At 69.3% G+C, this 13,870-nt stretch carries 15 protein-coding genes and 1 pseudogene; 3 read left to right on the top strand and 13 right to left on the bottom strand.

Annotated elements, in window-relative coordinates:
• The first annotated feature begins 1 nt into the window (after window position 1).
• Window positions 2-934, top strand: coding sequence for a patatin-like phospholipase family protein (locus KUTG_RS43330; RefSeq protein WP_052396090.1), 933 nt, complete (start codon window positions 2-4; stop codon window positions 932-934).
• Between the two features lie 250 nt (window positions 935-1,184).
• Here the strand turns inward: KUTG_RS43330 and KUTG_RS43325 are convergent, their stop codons facing one another.
• From KUTG_RS43325 to KUTG_RS43305, 6 genes and pseudogenes are all read right to left on the bottom strand, one after another.
• The gene (locus KUTG_RS43325; RefSeq protein WP_043725447.1) at window positions 1,185-1,466 is read right to left on the bottom strand and encodes a hypothetical protein; all 282 of its coding nucleotides are present in this window, start codon (window positions 1,464-1,466) and stop codon (window positions 1,185-1,187) included.
• A gap of 11 nt (window positions 1,467-1,477) precedes the next feature.
• Complete coding sequence (locus KUTG_RS43320) at window positions 1,478-2,869, bottom strand: DUF4331 domain-containing protein (protein ID WP_043732692.1); 1,392 nt, start codon at window positions 2,867-2,869, stop codon at window positions 1,478-1,480.
• 14 nt (window positions 2,870-2,883) lie between these two features.
• Window positions 2,884-3,156 (bottom strand): twin-arginine translocation signal domain-containing protein, encoded by a 273-nt coding sequence (locus KUTG_RS43315; RefSeq protein WP_157495201.1) that lies wholly within the window; start codon window positions 3,154-3,156, stop codon window positions 2,884-2,886.
• Between the two features lie 126 nt (window positions 3,157-3,282).
• Window positions 3,283-3,738 carry a 3-oxoacyl-[acyl-carrier-protein] synthase III C-terminal domain-containing protein gene (locus tag KUTG_RS66710; RefSeq protein WP_369794577.1) on the bottom strand — a complete coding sequence of 152 codons (456 nt, stop codon included), beginning with the start codon at window positions 3,736-3,738 and terminating at the stop codon, window positions 3,283-3,285.
• Between the two features lie 136 nt (window positions 3,739-3,874).
• Window positions 3,875-4,108: pseudogene (locus KUTG_RS66705) on the bottom strand (3-oxoacyl-ACP synthase); the annotation flags it as partial.
• A gap of 440 nt (window positions 4,109-4,548) precedes the next feature.
• Entirely contained in the window at window positions 4,549-5,184 is a 636-nt protein-coding gene (locus KUTG_RS43305; protein WP_043725445.1) for an HAD family hydrolase, read from the bottom strand.
• Window positions 5,185-5,401: 217 nt separating this feature from the next.
• Between KUTG_RS43305 and KUTG_RS43300 the strand changes: the two genes are divergently transcribed.
• On the top strand, window positions 5,402-6,328 hold the full coding sequence (locus KUTG_RS43300; protein WP_043725443.1) for a PAC2 family protein: 927 nt from the start codon (window positions 5,402-5,404) through the stop codon (window positions 6,326-6,328).
• A gap of 62 nt (window positions 6,329-6,390) precedes the next feature.
• Here the strand turns inward: KUTG_RS43300 and KUTG_RS43295 are convergent, their stop codons facing one another.
• From KUTG_RS43295 to pdhA, 5 genes are all read right to left on the bottom strand, one after another.
• Window positions 6,391-7,176 (bottom strand): hypothetical protein, encoded by a 786-nt coding sequence (locus KUTG_RS43295; RefSeq protein ID WP_043725442.1) that lies wholly within the window; start codon window positions 7,174-7,176, stop codon window positions 6,391-6,393.
• Entirely contained in the window at window positions 7,173-8,309 is a 1,137-nt protein-coding gene (locus tag KUTG_RS43290) for a hypothetical protein (RefSeq protein ID WP_043725440.1), read from the bottom strand. Before KUTG_RS43290 ends, KUTG_RS43295 begins: the two co-directional genes overlap by 4 nt.
• A 166-nt stretch (window positions 8,310-8,475) precedes the next feature.
• Complete coding sequence (locus KUTG_RS43285; RefSeq protein ID WP_043725438.1) at window positions 8,476-9,663, bottom strand: dihydrolipoamide acetyltransferase family protein; 1,188 nt, start codon at window positions 9,661-9,663, stop codon at window positions 8,476-8,478.
• Window positions 9,660-10,673: an alpha-ketoacid dehydrogenase subunit beta gene (locus KUTG_RS43280; protein WP_043725437.1), complete on the bottom strand. Its 1,014-nt coding sequence runs from the start codon at window positions 10,671-10,673 to the stop codon at window positions 9,660-9,662. Before KUTG_RS43280 ends, KUTG_RS43285 begins: the two co-directional genes overlap by 4 nt.
• Window positions 10,673-11,764 (bottom strand): pyruvate dehydrogenase (acetyl-transferring) E1 component subunit alpha, encoded by a 1,092-nt coding sequence (gene pdhA / locus KUTG_RS43275; RefSeq protein ID WP_043725434.1) that lies wholly within the window; start codon window positions 11,762-11,764, stop codon window positions 10,673-10,675. The genes KUTG_RS43280 and pdhA overlap by 1 nt, the downstream gene beginning before the upstream one ends.
• A gap of 116 nt (window positions 11,765-11,880) precedes the next feature.
• Here pdhA and KUTG_RS43270 point away from each other — a divergent pair, with 116 nt between their 5' ends.
• Entirely contained in the window at window positions 11,881-12,378 is a 498-nt protein-coding gene (locus tag KUTG_RS43270; RefSeq protein ID WP_052396820.1) for an Lrp/AsnC family transcriptional regulator, read from the top strand.
• Between the two features lie 79 nt (window positions 12,379-12,457).
• On the opposite strand, the gene KUTG_RS43265 is transcribed toward KUTG_RS43270, so the two are convergent.
• Both KUTG_RS43265 and KUTG_RS54685 read right to left on the bottom strand, forming a co-directional pair.
• On the bottom strand, window positions 12,458-13,285 hold the full coding sequence (locus KUTG_RS43265) for a VC0807 family protein (RefSeq protein WP_157495200.1): 828 nt from the start codon (window positions 13,283-13,285) through the stop codon (window positions 12,458-12,460).
• A gap of 14 nt (window positions 13,286-13,299) precedes the next feature.
• Window positions 13,300-13,773, bottom strand: coding sequence for a MarR family winged helix-turn-helix transcriptional regulator (locus tag KUTG_RS54685; protein WP_052396088.1), 474 nt, complete (start codon window positions 13,771-13,773; stop codon window positions 13,300-13,302).
• Window positions 13,774-13,870: the final 97 nt, after the last annotated feature.

The raw sequence follows: 13,870 nt of genomic DNA, 5'->3' as shown, positions 1-13,870 counted from the left end.
CTTGGGGGGCGCGTTGGACTTCGTGCACGGCGACCGGGACGTGTTGGACGTGCTGCGGACCCGACGGGCCGCCGGCAGCCGACCCGGCAAGCGCGAGGACGACCTTCGGGTGGCGCTCGTCGTCGAGGGCGGCGGCATGCGGGGCGTCTACGCCGGCGGCATGGTCTCCGCCCTGGAGTCCCTCGGCATGCGCGACGCGTTCGACGACGTCTACGGCACCTCCGCCGGCGCCTTCTCCGCCGTGGCGCTGGCCATCGGCGAGGGCTCCAAGGCCGGCGCCGTGTACTACGAGGACCTCGCCTCCAGCGACTTCATCAACTACCGCCGCGCGCTCACCGGCCGTGGACCCTTGATCAGCCTCGACTACCTCGTCGAGCACGTGCTGGAGAAGGCCAAGCCCCTCGACTACGAGCTGTTGGCCAACTCCGACATCCCCGTCCGCACCGTTGCCACCCGCCTCGACACCGGCGTCGCCGAGGAGCTCTCCGGCCTGTCCACCGCCGACGACTGGCGGGCCGCCCTCTGCGCCACCTCCTGCATCCCTTTCCTCTGCGGGCCCGCAATTTCGCTGCAAGGCGCCCAGTGGATCGACGGCTCCGTCGCCGAGCCCATCGCCATCGAGCGGGCCCTTGAGCGCTCCGCCACTCACGTCCTCGTGCTGCTTTCCCGTGCCCCCACCGAGAAGTCCCTCAAGGGCGGCGAGCACCCCCTCATGTCCGTCGTCGCCCGCGGCCTCGACCCCGTGGTCGCCGAGGCGCTGCGCCGCCGCGCCGAGAAGCACGCCACCGCCATGCAGCTGTTGACCGGCAAGGGCTTGTTGGCGTTGCGCCCCGCCACCGACTGCGGCGTCAACGGCCTCACCACCAACATCCCCCGCCTCCGCCGCGCCGAGGAAACCGGCGCCGCCGCCGTCCACGCCGTCTTCGCCGCCTAATCCCCCCGCGAGTCCCGCTCTCGGGCACACCGAAATACGGTTTCAGGCAGACCACCGCGAGTCCGGCTCTCGGGCAAGCATGATGCCGGTTCCGATGCGCGAGTCGGCCCTTGGATACCGCGCCGAGTCCCGCCCTCAGGCCTGTGACGGATCCAGCGCCGTGAAGGCAGCTGGCCTGAGGACGGGACTCGCGTTTTCGCTGGGCTTGGCGGCTCCGCTCACCGGGCCTGACGGGCCTCGCCGCGCCGCGTCACCAGGTGTACTCCGCCACTCGCCCGCCCTCGACGGTGATGGTGCCGTGGAGGGTGTGGTGGTCGCGCCAGATGTTGTAGGTGCCGGCGTGGACGCGGGGGAAGACGGCGTTGTGGCGGATGCCGTCGGGGAGGTGCCGGGCGTGGACCTGGTTGTGGAACCGCTGGTGGTCGGAACCGACGGGGCTGAGCTCGATCTCGGCGGAGTCGAGGTCGGGCCCGGTGTGGATGACCAGGGCGCCGATGTCGCCGCCGATGTCGAGGACGAGGCTGTCAGCCAAGGGGGACGCTCCTACTTCGCCGGGGTGTCGAAGCCGTCGTGGGGCACGCCCAGGAACGGGAAGTGCGGCATGAACTGGATGTCGAGGTTGGCGGGCGTGAGGCCGTCGGTCAGCTGGCCGGCGACGGCGTCGGGCTTGAAGTTCTTGTCGATGAGGCTGAAGGTGACGCCGGCGATGGCGCGGAGCTCGATCGACACTACGTCGTCGTAGACGCGGCGGCCGTTGGGGAAGCCGGCCAGGTCGCCGCCGACGACGCCGAGGATGTTGGGCTTCATGGCCGGCGGCACGGCGGTGTTCAGGCGCAGCATGTCGGCCTGGACGTGGCCGGTGTTGTTCTGGAAGCCGTTCACGACACCGGAAGGCAGGCCGGTCAGCAACACGGCGGCGAGGTCGTCGCGGGACTTGCCGGACTTGTTCAGGGCGTCCAGGTTGGGGAAGGCGCCCGGGTACAGCACGGGCAGCAGGCCGGCCAGCTCGGGCTTGGTCACGAACTGGGCGAAGTTCTTGTCGTCGGACGGCTGCGAATGATTCCACTCGTCCTTGCGGGACATGGGAATCAGCACCTCGTTGACGAGCGGGTTGCCCAGCCGGGACACCTGGGTCCACGGCCCGGAGTACTCGTGGCGGCGCTTGACGTCGTCCCACAGCTTGACCTGCTGCCGGCGGGCGGCGGTCCACACCCCGATGACGGCGGCCGGGTTGTTGACGTCCTTGGCGTTGTAGCCGCCGCGGGTCAGGTCGGAGATGGGCACCTGCAACGCGATGGTGTGCACGTTGAGGTCCTTGGTGGCGTTCACGCCGCCGGAGTTGACCAGCTTGGCCAGCCCGAAGTTGTTGTGGGCGGCGTCGAACGGGCGCAGCCGGCCGAGGTCGAAGATCGCCCCGAGGTCGACGTAGAAGCCGTCGGAACGCTGTCCCGCGAACACCTTGCGGCCGCCGCCGAGGTCGCGCACGGCGTCCTGGGCCAGCTTGCTGTAGTTCGGAGTGGACAGTGGCCCGATGTTGCACGGCGGGCTGGGCAGGTGGGCGCCGAGCTTCTGGCTGTAGCCCTTGCTGATCCGCGTGACGTCGTAGAACTGCTTGCGGTTCCAGTTCGGCGAGTCCAGCGACTGGATCGGGCCGGTGTTGTACAGGAACGTGTTGTTGTTGCCCAGTTCGGTCTTGAACCGGAACTGGTAGGTCACATCGGCCCGGCCGTCGCCGTCGTTGTCGATGTTGATCTCGTACAGCACGTCCTCGCCGAACTCCCAGAAGTTCGGGCCGGCGGCGGGCGACTGGAGCGGCACGTAGTTCGCGATCAGCGTGACGGTGTTGGGCGCGTCGGGGCTGACGAACGCGTACAGGTCGGCCGAGTCGGCGACCGGGTCCTGCGAGATCTCGGGGGCTTCGCGGTGCGATGACAACGTCAAACTCCTCGTCAGCGGGCGGCCTGGGCCAGTCGGGCGGCCAGTTGCGGGTCTTTGAGCCGGACCAGCTTGGTGCCGACGAAGATGTCGATGTCCCCCGACGCGACGTCCCGGACGTGCGCGACCACGGGCTCGGCGTCGCCGCCCGCGGCCTGCGAGTCGGTCTGCGCCGACGCGCCGGTGGTGAACGCCTCGACGGCGACACCGCCGACGACACCGGCGGCGCCGACGGCCAGTGCGCCGCGCAGCAGCTTGCGGCGCGACACTGGGGAAAGACTTGTCATGATCCGGGTCTCCAGACACAAGGTACGAACTGGCGCGAGTCGGGTCACCAGATCACTTCGCGCGGAGAACCGGATCAGTTCACTCGAATGCTATTTGCAAATCTCTTGCAACAAGCCGGACGGTGCTCACGGCAGCACGACAACCTGCCCGGCGAAGCTCAGACCAGCGCCGAAGCCCAACAACAGGGCGGTGTCGCCGCTGCGCACGGCCCCCGAGGCCATCATCGTGTCGATGGCCAGCGGGACCGACGCGGCGGACGTGTTGCCCTGCTCGATCACGTCGCGGGCGATCGCCACCGACGCCGGCAGCCGCAGCGACCGCGCCAGCCCCTCGGTGATCCGGTCGTTGGCCTGATGCGGGATGAAGGCGTCCAGGTCGGCCACGTCGATGCCGGCCACCTCCAGGGTGCGGCGGGCGACCTTGGCCATCTCCACGGTCGCCCAGCGGAACACGGGCTGCCCCTTCATGCGCAGCGCGGGCGCCTCGGCCGACGGGTCCTTGGCCAGCTGGTCCCGCCAGTCCAGCCAGCTGTGGTCCTGGCTGATCAGCTCCGACTGGCTGCCGTCGCTTCCCCACACCACCGGCCCGATGCCGGGCTCGTCGCTGCCGCCGACGACCGCCGCGCCGGCGCCGTCGGCGAACAGGAAGGCGGTGCCCGCGATCGCGGTCGTCGATCAGGTCGGTCATCCGCTCCACGCCGATCAGCAGCACGTACTCCGCGCTGCCGCCGCGCACGATGTCGCCGGCCAGCGCGAGGCCGTAGCAGAAGCCGGCACAGGCGGCGGAGATGTCCATGGCGCCGGCGTTGACCGCGCCGACCCGGGTGGCGACCTCGCTGGCCGCCGCCGGCGTCTGCTTCAGGTTGGAGATCGTCGCCAGCAGCACGCAGCCGATGCGCTCCGGGTCGACGCCGCTGCGCTCGATCGCCTCAGCCGCGGCCGCCGTGGCCATCTCGACGATCGTCTCGTCCTCGCCGGCCCAGCGGCGGCAGCGGATCCCGGACCGGGTGCGGATCCATTCGTCGGACGAGTCGATGAGCCCGGCCACCTGGTCGTTGTCCACGACCAGCCGCGGCCGGTAGGCGCCGATGCCGAGCATGGCGGCGTTGCGGACGGGGGCGTTGCTGCGAATGGACGCCCTCACGGCGGCGGCTCCTGTCGTCGACGAAAAATCACGTGCCGTCAAGGAGATCCGCTACCGATCGGTAAGGCAATTCCGTCGGCGGTCGCGTCCGCCACACCCGAAAACGAACCCGTCTCGTTTCGCAAAAATACCGGGGAAAACAACTCGGGCGCCGCGGGCCCGATCGGCCCGCGGCGCCCGTCCCGTCCCCGGTAGTACCAGCCAGAATGCCACCCGAACCGGTGATATACCACCCGAGGGCGGCGAAATCACCGGCCCAGCAGTGCCCCGAGAACCGACACGTCCACGCCGACCAGTGACTCGCGGTGCACCATGTTCGGCCCGATCGGCACATCCACGTCGCACGGCACGACCAGCACCGTGCAGCCCGCGGCAGCGGCCGACACCGAGCCGGTCGGCGAGTCCTCGACCGCCACGCAGTCGGCCGGGTCGACGCCCAGCAGCCGCGCCGCCTTCAGGTACGGCTCCGGCAGCGGCTTGTTGCGGCCGTCCACCTCGTCGCCGCAGATGGTCACGTCGAAGAAGTCACGGCCGATCGTGTCCAGGGCGACCTCGGTCAGGGCCCGCTCGGTGGACGTGACCAACGCCGTCGGGATGCCCGCCTCCTTCACGGCCACGAGCAGATCGGCCGCGCCGGGCCGCCACGGCAGGCCGTCCCGGAACAACTCCTCTGTTCGCTTGGTGAGAAACCGGCCGCCCTCCTCCATGGCCAGCCGGTCGTGCGGCAGCCCGAGGTCGTCGAACATCAGCACCATGGTCCGGTCCATGTTGGACCCGATCATGACGTCCCTGGTCTTCGGTGAGAGCACGCCGCCGAGGCCGGCGGCCAGATCGGCCAGCGAGACGTCCCAGACCTTCTCGGAGTCGATCAGAGTGCCGTCCATGTCGAACAAGACCGCCGCCGGCCTGCGCACGGTTACTCCCGCCTGTCGAAGTCGAAGCCCGTCCAACCGTAACCGAGCCGACCCCGCGGGCCTGCGGTTCGCGGGCCCGGTGCGGCCAGCGCCACACCCCTGCGCCGACGGGCCCGCGTTACGACGCGCGGGCAGTTATGAGGTGCACCGATCGAGTCGGCGGCGGCCCAGGTCGTAGGCTGGACCGGTGACCGATCCGGACCTGAACCCAGAGGGCGCCTCGGCCGAGCAGCGTCAGCTCACCGACCCCGTCCTCGTGGCCGCTTTCGAAGGGTGGAACGACGCCGGCGACGCCGCCAGCACCGCGATCGAGCACCTCGAACTGACCTGGGACGCCACTCCCCTCGCCGAACTCGACCCGGACGACTACTACGACTTCCAGGTCACGCGGCCCACGATCCGGATGGTCGAGGGCGTCACGCGGCGGATCGAGTGGCCGACCACCCGGCTGTCGGTCTGCCGCCCGCCGGGGTCGTCGGTGGACGTGGTGCTCGTGCACGGCATCGAGCCGAACATGCGGTGGCGCAAGTTCTGCGCCGAGCTGATGGGCTACGTCGAGCAGTTGGGCGTGACCACCGTCGTGACGCTCGGGGCCATGCTGATGGACACGCCGCACACCCGCCCCGTGCCCGTCACCGGCATGGCCTACGACGCCAACTCCGCGGCCAAGTTCGGGCTCGAGAGCTCGCGCTACGAGGGCGCGACCGGCATCGTCGGGGTGTTCCAGGACGCGTGCGTCCAGGCCGGCGTGCCGGCCATCTCCTTCTGGGCCGCCGTGCCGCACTACGTCTCGCAGCCCCCCGCCCCCAAGGCCACGCTCGCGCTGCTGCACCGGGTCGAGGAGGCCCTCGACATCGAGGTGCCGCTCGGCGCGCTGCCCGAGCAGGCCGAGGAGTGGGAGGTGACGGTCACCGAGATGGCCGAGGAGGACGAGGACGTGCGCAACTACGTCCGTGCCCTTGAGGAGCGCGGCGACGCCGACGCCGACAACCAGCTCAGCGAGACCAGCGGTGACGCCATCGCCGCCGATTTCGAGCGCTACCTGCGCCGCCGCGGCCGTGGCGGCCCCGGCCAGCGCGGCGACGGCCCGCCCGGGCCACTGGGCCGGCAATAGGTTGGCATGAACGCCAAGGCGGCGGGGATCTCCCCGCCGCCTTTTCTGCTCGTGTCCGGTAGCTAACGGCGGTGCCATCGAGTGCAGACGAACACACCGTCGGCCGCTCGCTCATACGTCGTCAGCACGCCTTGGACGTGGGGCACATCGGGAAACGGCGGCGTAAGCGGCAAGAAATAGCCGATCTGGGCACGCTTGTCGAAGGCCAGCCCGTCAGTCAATGTACGGCACAGGCCGGCCAGCGAATCGACGCCGTTGTCCGGATGATCCGGAAACACGACTTCCGGCCCGTGCCGCCAAAACGGCCACCATCGGTTGACTCGGCTCAGTGCCAGCTGATCCAGCCGTCGAGCGAGGTCCGCAACCGCCTTGTCGAGCATTCCGTCAAGCGGACCGGATTCGAACTCCACGTCGTCTTGAAGCATCATGGCAAGTCGTTCGAAGGCCGAGGAACTCGAAATTTTTCGCTCGCCGAAAAGCACGCACACAGTTTCCCGCAGCCCGAGCATGGCCTGCACCAGGAGCCGAGGGCGCGACCGCCGGCTACGGCTCACTCCGCAACACAGCACGATCGAGATGCCCGTTCTTTCGGAGAACCTCTCGACCACGTCGACCGGCAGGCCGACGGCGACGACGTCCCATGCTCGAAGACGGTCGGCGATGCCGGCCACACCAGCGATGGCGACGCAGGAGTCGGACACGGCGCGAGCAATGCCGTACAACTGTTCCTGATCCGCCACGGCGAGCACGGACGGTTGCCCTGCGACCAGCCCGAACTGCGCCTTACCTGCGAACCCAAAGATCCACGCGAAGGTGCCGACCCGGTCCTCACGCTGCCGGGCGCTCATTTGGCCATCACCATCGACTCGATCGCGTCCCTGATCTCGACGGTGCCCCAATCGGAGTTCGCGCTTCCGATGATCCACTTGAACGGAATGTTGCCCCGCTTGCATTGCGCGGACAGCAGCCGACGGTGGTCGACAAAAATCTGCTCGTACCGCTTCACCGCCTGCGTGCTCGTCACATCGCCCGGTCCGGTCGCTGACAGCAGGTCGAACTTACTGGCGAACAGGATGACCAAGTGCGGCCGGACTCCGAAGTTGTCCCCACCCAACACCGACAGTGGAAGGTTCAGGTAACCGGCCTGCCGGGAGACGTAGTCCGCGTCGACCGGGTCGGGCGTCGTCGGCGTCGCGAGCGGACACGGCGCGACGACGACGATCAGCACCCGTTTGGCGCGCATCGGAGTGCTGTACAGATAGTCCCGCATGAGCCAGGGCTCGGCGCCGGCCGCGTCGATGATCTTGGGTAGGATCGTGAACCGGCCAAGCAGGAACGGAGCCACCTGCGTCTCCTTGGCGCCGGTGGACGGCGGCAGGTCATGCCGAGGCGTGGTGCGGTTCTTCCAGCGCACCCACAAACCCGTCTTGCCCGCCGCGGAATGCCCCACCAGCACGATGTGTACCCGCCGCTCACGTTTCCGCCGCGCGAGGATCTTGAGCATCCAGCCCACCAGCGGAAAACCTAGCACGGCCAACGCCTTGTCCCAGTTCTGGCCGAGCCAGCGCAGCGCGGACACCGGGAAACCCGGCGCCCAGTGGCCGAGCTGGTCCGCCTTGGCGCTGTCCTGAGCGGTTCGCTCCTCGGGGCTCGAGCTGCCGGCAGTGATCTCGGCACATCCCAGGCGCAGCAGGCTGATCCGGCGGGACGGGCCATCAGTGCCGGCGAAACTGTTCTCCCGCACGCAGCCGAAGTCGACGGTCAGGCCTGAGACATCGAGGCCGGTCTCTGCTGAGCCGGCGAAAGCGATTCCCGTCAGCGTCCGACCATCCGCGCTCAAACTTGTGAACTGCGTGCTCGGTGGACTCACCTCCGGTGCCCGCTCGCCGGAGCAGCCGGACAGCAAGAGAACCCCGAACGCCAGCATCGCGACCGTGCCGACCGCCGGGCTCCTCAAGTCAACCGAAACGCCGCGCGCCAATCCGCTCGGGCTTCGTCTCGACACGATCAGATGGCTTGCACAACGTCTCACAGCATCCCCACAACCCGCCCGCGACCGATACTCGCGCTCCTAGTTCGGGTGCGGCCGGCAAAACGTTAACCGGCATTGGCCGGACACGCGGCCGTGTAAGGGCGGTGGCGATCCCCTACAGGCCCTTCAGCAGGGTGAGGGGGTTTTCGACGCAGTCGGCTACGTGGCGGAGGAAACCGCCGGCGACGCCGCCGTCGCAGACGCGGTGGTCGAAGGTGAAGGAGAGCTGGGTGACCTTGCGAACGGCGAGCTGACCGTCGACGACCCAGGGCTTGTCGACGATGCGGCCGACGCCCAGGAGACCGGCCTCGGGGTGGTTGATGATGGGCGTGGAGCCGTCGACGCCGAAAACGCCGTAGTTGTTGAGGGTGAAGGTGCCGCCGGTCATGTCCTCGACGGCCAGCGAACCGGCGCGGGCGAGCTCGGTGAGGCGGGTGAGCTCGGCGGCCAGCTCCACGGTGGTGAGGCGGTCGGCGCCCCGCACGACGGGCACGACGAGGCCCCGGTCGGACTGGACGGCGAAGCCCAGGTTGACCGAGCGCAGCCGGACGATCTCCTGCCGCTCGGTGTCCACAGTGGAATTGAGCTCGGGGTACCGGGCCAGGCCGGCGACGCAGATGCGGGCCATCAGGGCCAGCACTCCGACGCCGATCACCTTGCGGGCGGCCATGAGCTCGGTGGCGTCGACGTCGACCCAGGTGGTGGCGTCGGGAATCTCGCGGCGGCTGCGGGAGAGCTTGTCGGCGATGGCCCGCCGCATGCCCTTGAGCGGGATGCGCTCGCCGTCGACGGCCGGGCCGGGCTTGGCGATGGCGGCCTCGACGTCGCTGCGCAGCACGATGGCGTCCGGGCCGCTGGGCGTGATCGACGCGATGTCGATCCCGTTGTCCCGGGCCAGTTTCCGCACCAGCGGGGAGATCACCTTGGGGGCCTGCGCGACGGCCGGCTCGACCGGCTTGGCCACGGTGGCGACCTTGGCCCGGCGGCGGCGCGTGCTGGGTGCGTCCTTGGTGCCGTAGCCGATCAGCACATTGCCGGAGCCGGATTCGGAAGCCTCCGCGGCCGAGCCGACGGCGATCAGCGGCTCCCCCACCGACACCACGGCGCCGGCCTCGGCGAACAGCTTGAGCACGGTGCCCTCGAACGGCACGGGCACCTCGACGGCGGCCTTGGCCGTCTCGACCTCGATCACGACCTGGTCGACGTGCACGGTGTCGCCGACGGCGACCTTCCAGCCCAGCACCTCGGCCTCGGTCAGCCCCTCCCCCAGGTCGGGCAGCCGGAACAGCTGTTCCATCGTCATGAGTGAGCCCCCGTGAGATACCGATGGTCGGGCTCGTCGGTGAACTGCAACCGGTCCACGGCGTCCAGCACGCGGTCGACGCTGGGCAGGTGCGAGTGCTCCAACATGGGCGGCGGGTAAGGAATGTCGAAGCCGGACACGCGGATCACCGGCGCTGCCAACGAATGGAAGCAGCGCTCCTGGATCCGGGCGACGATCTCCGCGCCGAAGCCGGCAAAACCCGAAGCCTCCTGCACGACGACGCAACGCCCGGTCCGACGCACCGACCGCATCACGGTGTCGTCGTCGAACGGCACCAGCGAGCGCAGGTCGACCACCTCTAGGTCCACGCCCTCCTCGGCCGCGGCTTCGGCCGCCTGCAACGCGACCGGCACCGACGGCCCGTAGGCGATGAGCGTGGCGTCCTTGCCGTGCCGGCGGATCGCGGCGTGCCCGAGCGGCTCGTCGATGTGCCGGAGCTCGATGTCCTCTTTGGACCAGTAGAGCTTCTTCGGCTCCATGAAGATCACGGGGTCCGGGTCGTCGATCGCCTCGCGCAGCAACGTGTACGCGTCGTCGACGGTCGCCGGCGACACCACCTTGAGGCCCGGCGTGTGCACGTAGTACGCCTCGCTGGAGTCACAGTGGTGCTCCACGCCACCGATGCCGCCGGCGTAGGGCACCCGGATGACCATCGGCACCGACAGGTGCCCGCGGGTCCGGTTGCGCATCTTCGCCACGTGCGAGGTGATCTGCTCGAAGGCCGGGTAGGCGAAGGCGTCGAACTGCATCTCCACGACCGGCTTGAAGCCGCCCATGGCCATGCCCAGCGCGAAGCCGACGATGCCGGCCTCGGCCAGCGGCGTGTCGAAGCAGCGTTGCTCGCCGAAGTCCCTGGTCAGGCCGTCGGTGATGCGGAAGACGCCGCCGAGCTGGCCGACGTCCTCGCCGAAGACGAGCACGCGCTCGTCGGCCGTCATGGCGTCGCGCAGGGCGCGGTTGAGCGCCTGCGCCATGGTGGTGGCGGCCATCAGCCCTCCTGGGCCTTGAGCTCGGCGGCCAGCAGGTCACGCTGCTCGACGAGCTGCGTGGTCGGCCGGGCGTACACGTGGTCGAACAGCGTCATCGGGTCGAGGTGCGGCTCGGCGTTCATCCGGCTGCGCAGGTCGGCGGCCAGCCGCTCGCCCTCGGCCTGCGCCTGCGCAACGTCCTCATCGGACAGGACGCCCAGGTTGCGCAGGTGCTTCTCCAGCCGCGCCAACGGATCCGCGTCCAGCCAGCGGTCGACCTCGGCGCTGTCACGGTAGCGGGTGGCGTCGTCGGCGTTGGTGTGCGCCTCGATGCGGTAGGTGTGGGCCTCGATCAGGAACGGCCGGCCGGCGCGGGCGTGCTCGAAAGCCTTGTGCAACACGGCCAGCATGGCGACGGGGTCGTTGCCGTCGACCTGCTCGGAGCGCACGCCGTAGCCGACTCCCTTGTAGGCCAGGGAGGGCGCCGCGCTCTGCTTGTCCAGCGGCACGGAGATCGCGTACTTGTTGTTCTGCACCAGGAAAACCACCGGCGCCTCGAACACGGCGGCGAAGTTCAGCGCCTCGTGGAAGTCACCCTCGCTGGTCGCGCCGTCGCCGATCAGCGCCAGCACCGCACTGTCGGTTCCCTTGCGCCGCATCGCGTACGCCAGCCCGGTGGCGTGCAGCGTCTGCGTGGAAAGGGGGGTGCACTGCGGGGCGACCCGGGCCGCATTGGGGTCGTACCCGCAGTGCGCGTCACCGCGGAGCAGCGTCAGCACCTCGACCGGGTCCATACCCCGGGAGACCATGGCCATGCTGTCGCGGTAGGTCGGGAACAGCCAGTCGTCCTCGCGCAGCACCATGGCGGCGGCGATCTGGCACGCCTCCTGGCCGCGGCTGGACGGGTAGACCGCCAGCCGGCCCTGCTTGGTCAGGGCGGTCGACTGGGCGTCGAAGCGGCGGCCCACCACCATCCGGCGGTGCGCGTCCTTCAGCTCCTCGACGCTCGGCTGGGTGTAGCCGGCGGGTCCGTCGACGGGGGTGCCGTCTTCGGCGAGGTAGCGGACGGGGGTGGCCGAGGGCAGCAGATCGGTGGCGAGGTGGTCGGACACCGGGGTCCTCCTTCGGCAGACGTTTGCAGGCGCTTTCTCGACATTCTGAGCTCCTTGTCCGACACTGGCGGAAGATCCGAGACAGATTTCCGCCGGAAGGCCGTTTGGAGGGCAATTTGCCCATCGAGACCGACGTCACAACCGGGCCGGCCGGACGTTCGGCCGCCGAGCTCGACGACGTGGACCGCGCGATACTGGCCGAGCTGCGCCGGGACGGCCGGATGTCGATCAGGACCCTGGCCGAGCGGGTGCACATCTCGCGCACGAGCGCCTACGCGCGGTTGGACCGCCTGCTGGCCGACCAGGTGATCACCGGCTTCAGTGCCGAGATCTCGCCGCGCCGCGCCGGCCTCGGCACCAGCGCCTACGTGCTGCTGACCATCGAGCAGAACACCTGGCGCTCGGTGGCCAAGGCGCTGCGCGGCATCCGCTACATCGAGCATCTCGCCCTGGTCGGTGGCGACTTCGACGTGCTGGCCCTGGTGCACGCCCCCGACAACGTGGCGCTGCGCGAACTGGTGCTGGAGAAGATCCAGAGCATCAAGGGCGTGCGCGGCACGCGGACCTGGCTGGTCTTCGAGGAGGACCCCGGCATGGGCCCCCAGTGGGCCTGACCGGTCCTGACCGGACCTGACCCCACATGTGCGCCACATTCGACTTCCAGCGCCACATGTGCGCCACATGTGGGAAGAACTAGGCGGCCTTCTCGGCCGGCATCTCGGCCTCGACCAGCTTGGTCAGCCGGGGCACGAGGATCACCTTGAAGCCCAGGATGAACAGCACGAACAGGCCGATCACCGGCAGCTGGGAGACGAGGCTGGAGGCCACCACCTCGTCCGCGCCGAACTGGAAGGCCAGCACGACCCGCAGCACCGACTCGGCCAGCAGGATCAGGCCGAAGGCGGCGGTGCCGATCCGTTCCAGGCGGCGGAATTCGGCGGAGTTGGCCCACGCCCTGTCGTACGCCACGTCGCGTCGAGGGTCGCCGGCCACGGCCATGGGCCGGCTGACGACGAACATGAAAGCCTTGCCGCGGAAGACGGTCACGAACACGTAGGCCGCGGCGACGAAGGTGTAGAACGCCGGGCGGGCGACCAGGAAGCGCGGGTCGCCGCTGCTGACGAAGCTGAGCGCGATGCCGAGGGCCAGCTCGATCAGCACCAGCAGGGCGAAGCCGTCCAGCTTGCGGCGGCGGATGATCGACACCGCCGTGCCGACGGCCTGGAGCACTACGCCGCAGACCAGGGCGATCGGGGCCGGGACGCCGGCGGCGTACAGGCCGAACATGGCCGCCAACGAGACAACCGTGCAGGTCAGCAGCAGTGCGGTGTCACGATCGCCGGTGTCGGTGAGCTTGCCGAACGCCGCCTTGCCGGCGATCAGGATGCCGCCGGCGGCCAGCGACAGGACCGCCGGCACGCCGAGCGGCTGCAGGACGAGGTAGACCACGATCGGGACGACGATGTCCAGCGCCATGTCGAGCAGCGCGATGAGCAATACCCGTACTTTGGCCGTGTTCATGGAAAAGCTCCCCCTCAACGTTGACGGCGGCCGCGTTCGGGCCGCTGCTGTTCCTGCTGCTCGCGCTCGATCACGGCGGCCTTGCTCTGCTCGAACTTCCACAGCAGGCGGGTGAGCTCGTGGACCTCGTCCGCCTCCCAGCCTTCGAGGAAGCTCTCGTAGCGACGCATGCCGAACTCGGTCAGCTCGGCGATCTGCTGCCGGCCCTGTTCGGTGAGCTCGGCGACGAACGCCCGGCCGTCGCTGGGATCCGGCCGGACCGCCACCTTGCCCTCGTCCTCCAGATCGCGCAGTTGCCGCGTGACCAGCGAGCGGTCCACGCCCATGGCCTCGGCCAGCTCGGACGGCCTGCTGCCCTCGTGCAGGGCCACGGCTTGGAGCAGCCGCAGCTCACCAGCCTTGGGGCGCTGCTTCATCGCCCGGGTCATGCCGTTGTTGACCGTGAACAGGGCTGCGACCAGTCCCGCCACGTCCTCCCGGTTCACCATGCCGCCTACTGTAGAGGTAGTTGATGGACTCCATCAACTACTTTGGCCGAAAAGAACGCCGGCCCCGCGAAGTAGTCTTCGGTTTCCTTTTTGGTAC

This window comes from Kutzneria sp. 744, from assembly GCF_000568255.1.
GTDB lineage: Bacteria > Actinomycetota > Actinomycetes > Mycobacteriales > Pseudonocardiaceae > Kutzneria.
This window is presented reverse-complemented; position numbering and strand designations above follow the sequence as displayed.

Bases quoted from the DNA above. Each gene is read 5' to 3' on its own strand.
- KUTG_RS43315 (WP_157495201.1), bottom strand. From the start codon at position 3,156: ATGACAAGTCTTTCCCCAGTGTCGCGCCGCAAGCTGCTGCGCGGCGCA.
- KUTG_RS43305 (WP_043725445.1), bottom strand. From the start codon at position 5,184: ATGGACGGCACTCTGATCGACTCCGAGAAGGTCTGGGACGTCTCGCTG.
- KUTG_RS43295 (WP_043725442.1), bottom strand. From the start codon at position 7,176: ATGAGCGCCCGGCAGCGTGAGGACCGGGTCGGCACCTTCGCGTGGATC.
- KUTG_RS43285 (WP_043725438.1), bottom strand. From the start codon at position 9,663: ATGACGATGGAACAGCTGTTCCGGCTGCCCGACCTGGGGGAGGGGCTG.
- KUTG_RS43280 (WP_043725437.1), bottom strand. From the start codon at position 10,673: ATGGCCGCCACCACCATGGCGCAGGCGCTCAACCGCGCCCTGCGCGAC.
- KUTG_RS43265 (WP_157495200.1), bottom strand. From the start codon at position 13,285: ATGAACACGGCCAAAGTACGGGTATTGCTCATCGCGCTGCTCGACATG.
- KUTG_RS54685 (WP_052396088.1), bottom strand. From the start codon at position 13,773: ATGGTGAACCGGGAGGACGTGGCGGGACTGGTCGCAGCCCTGTTCACG.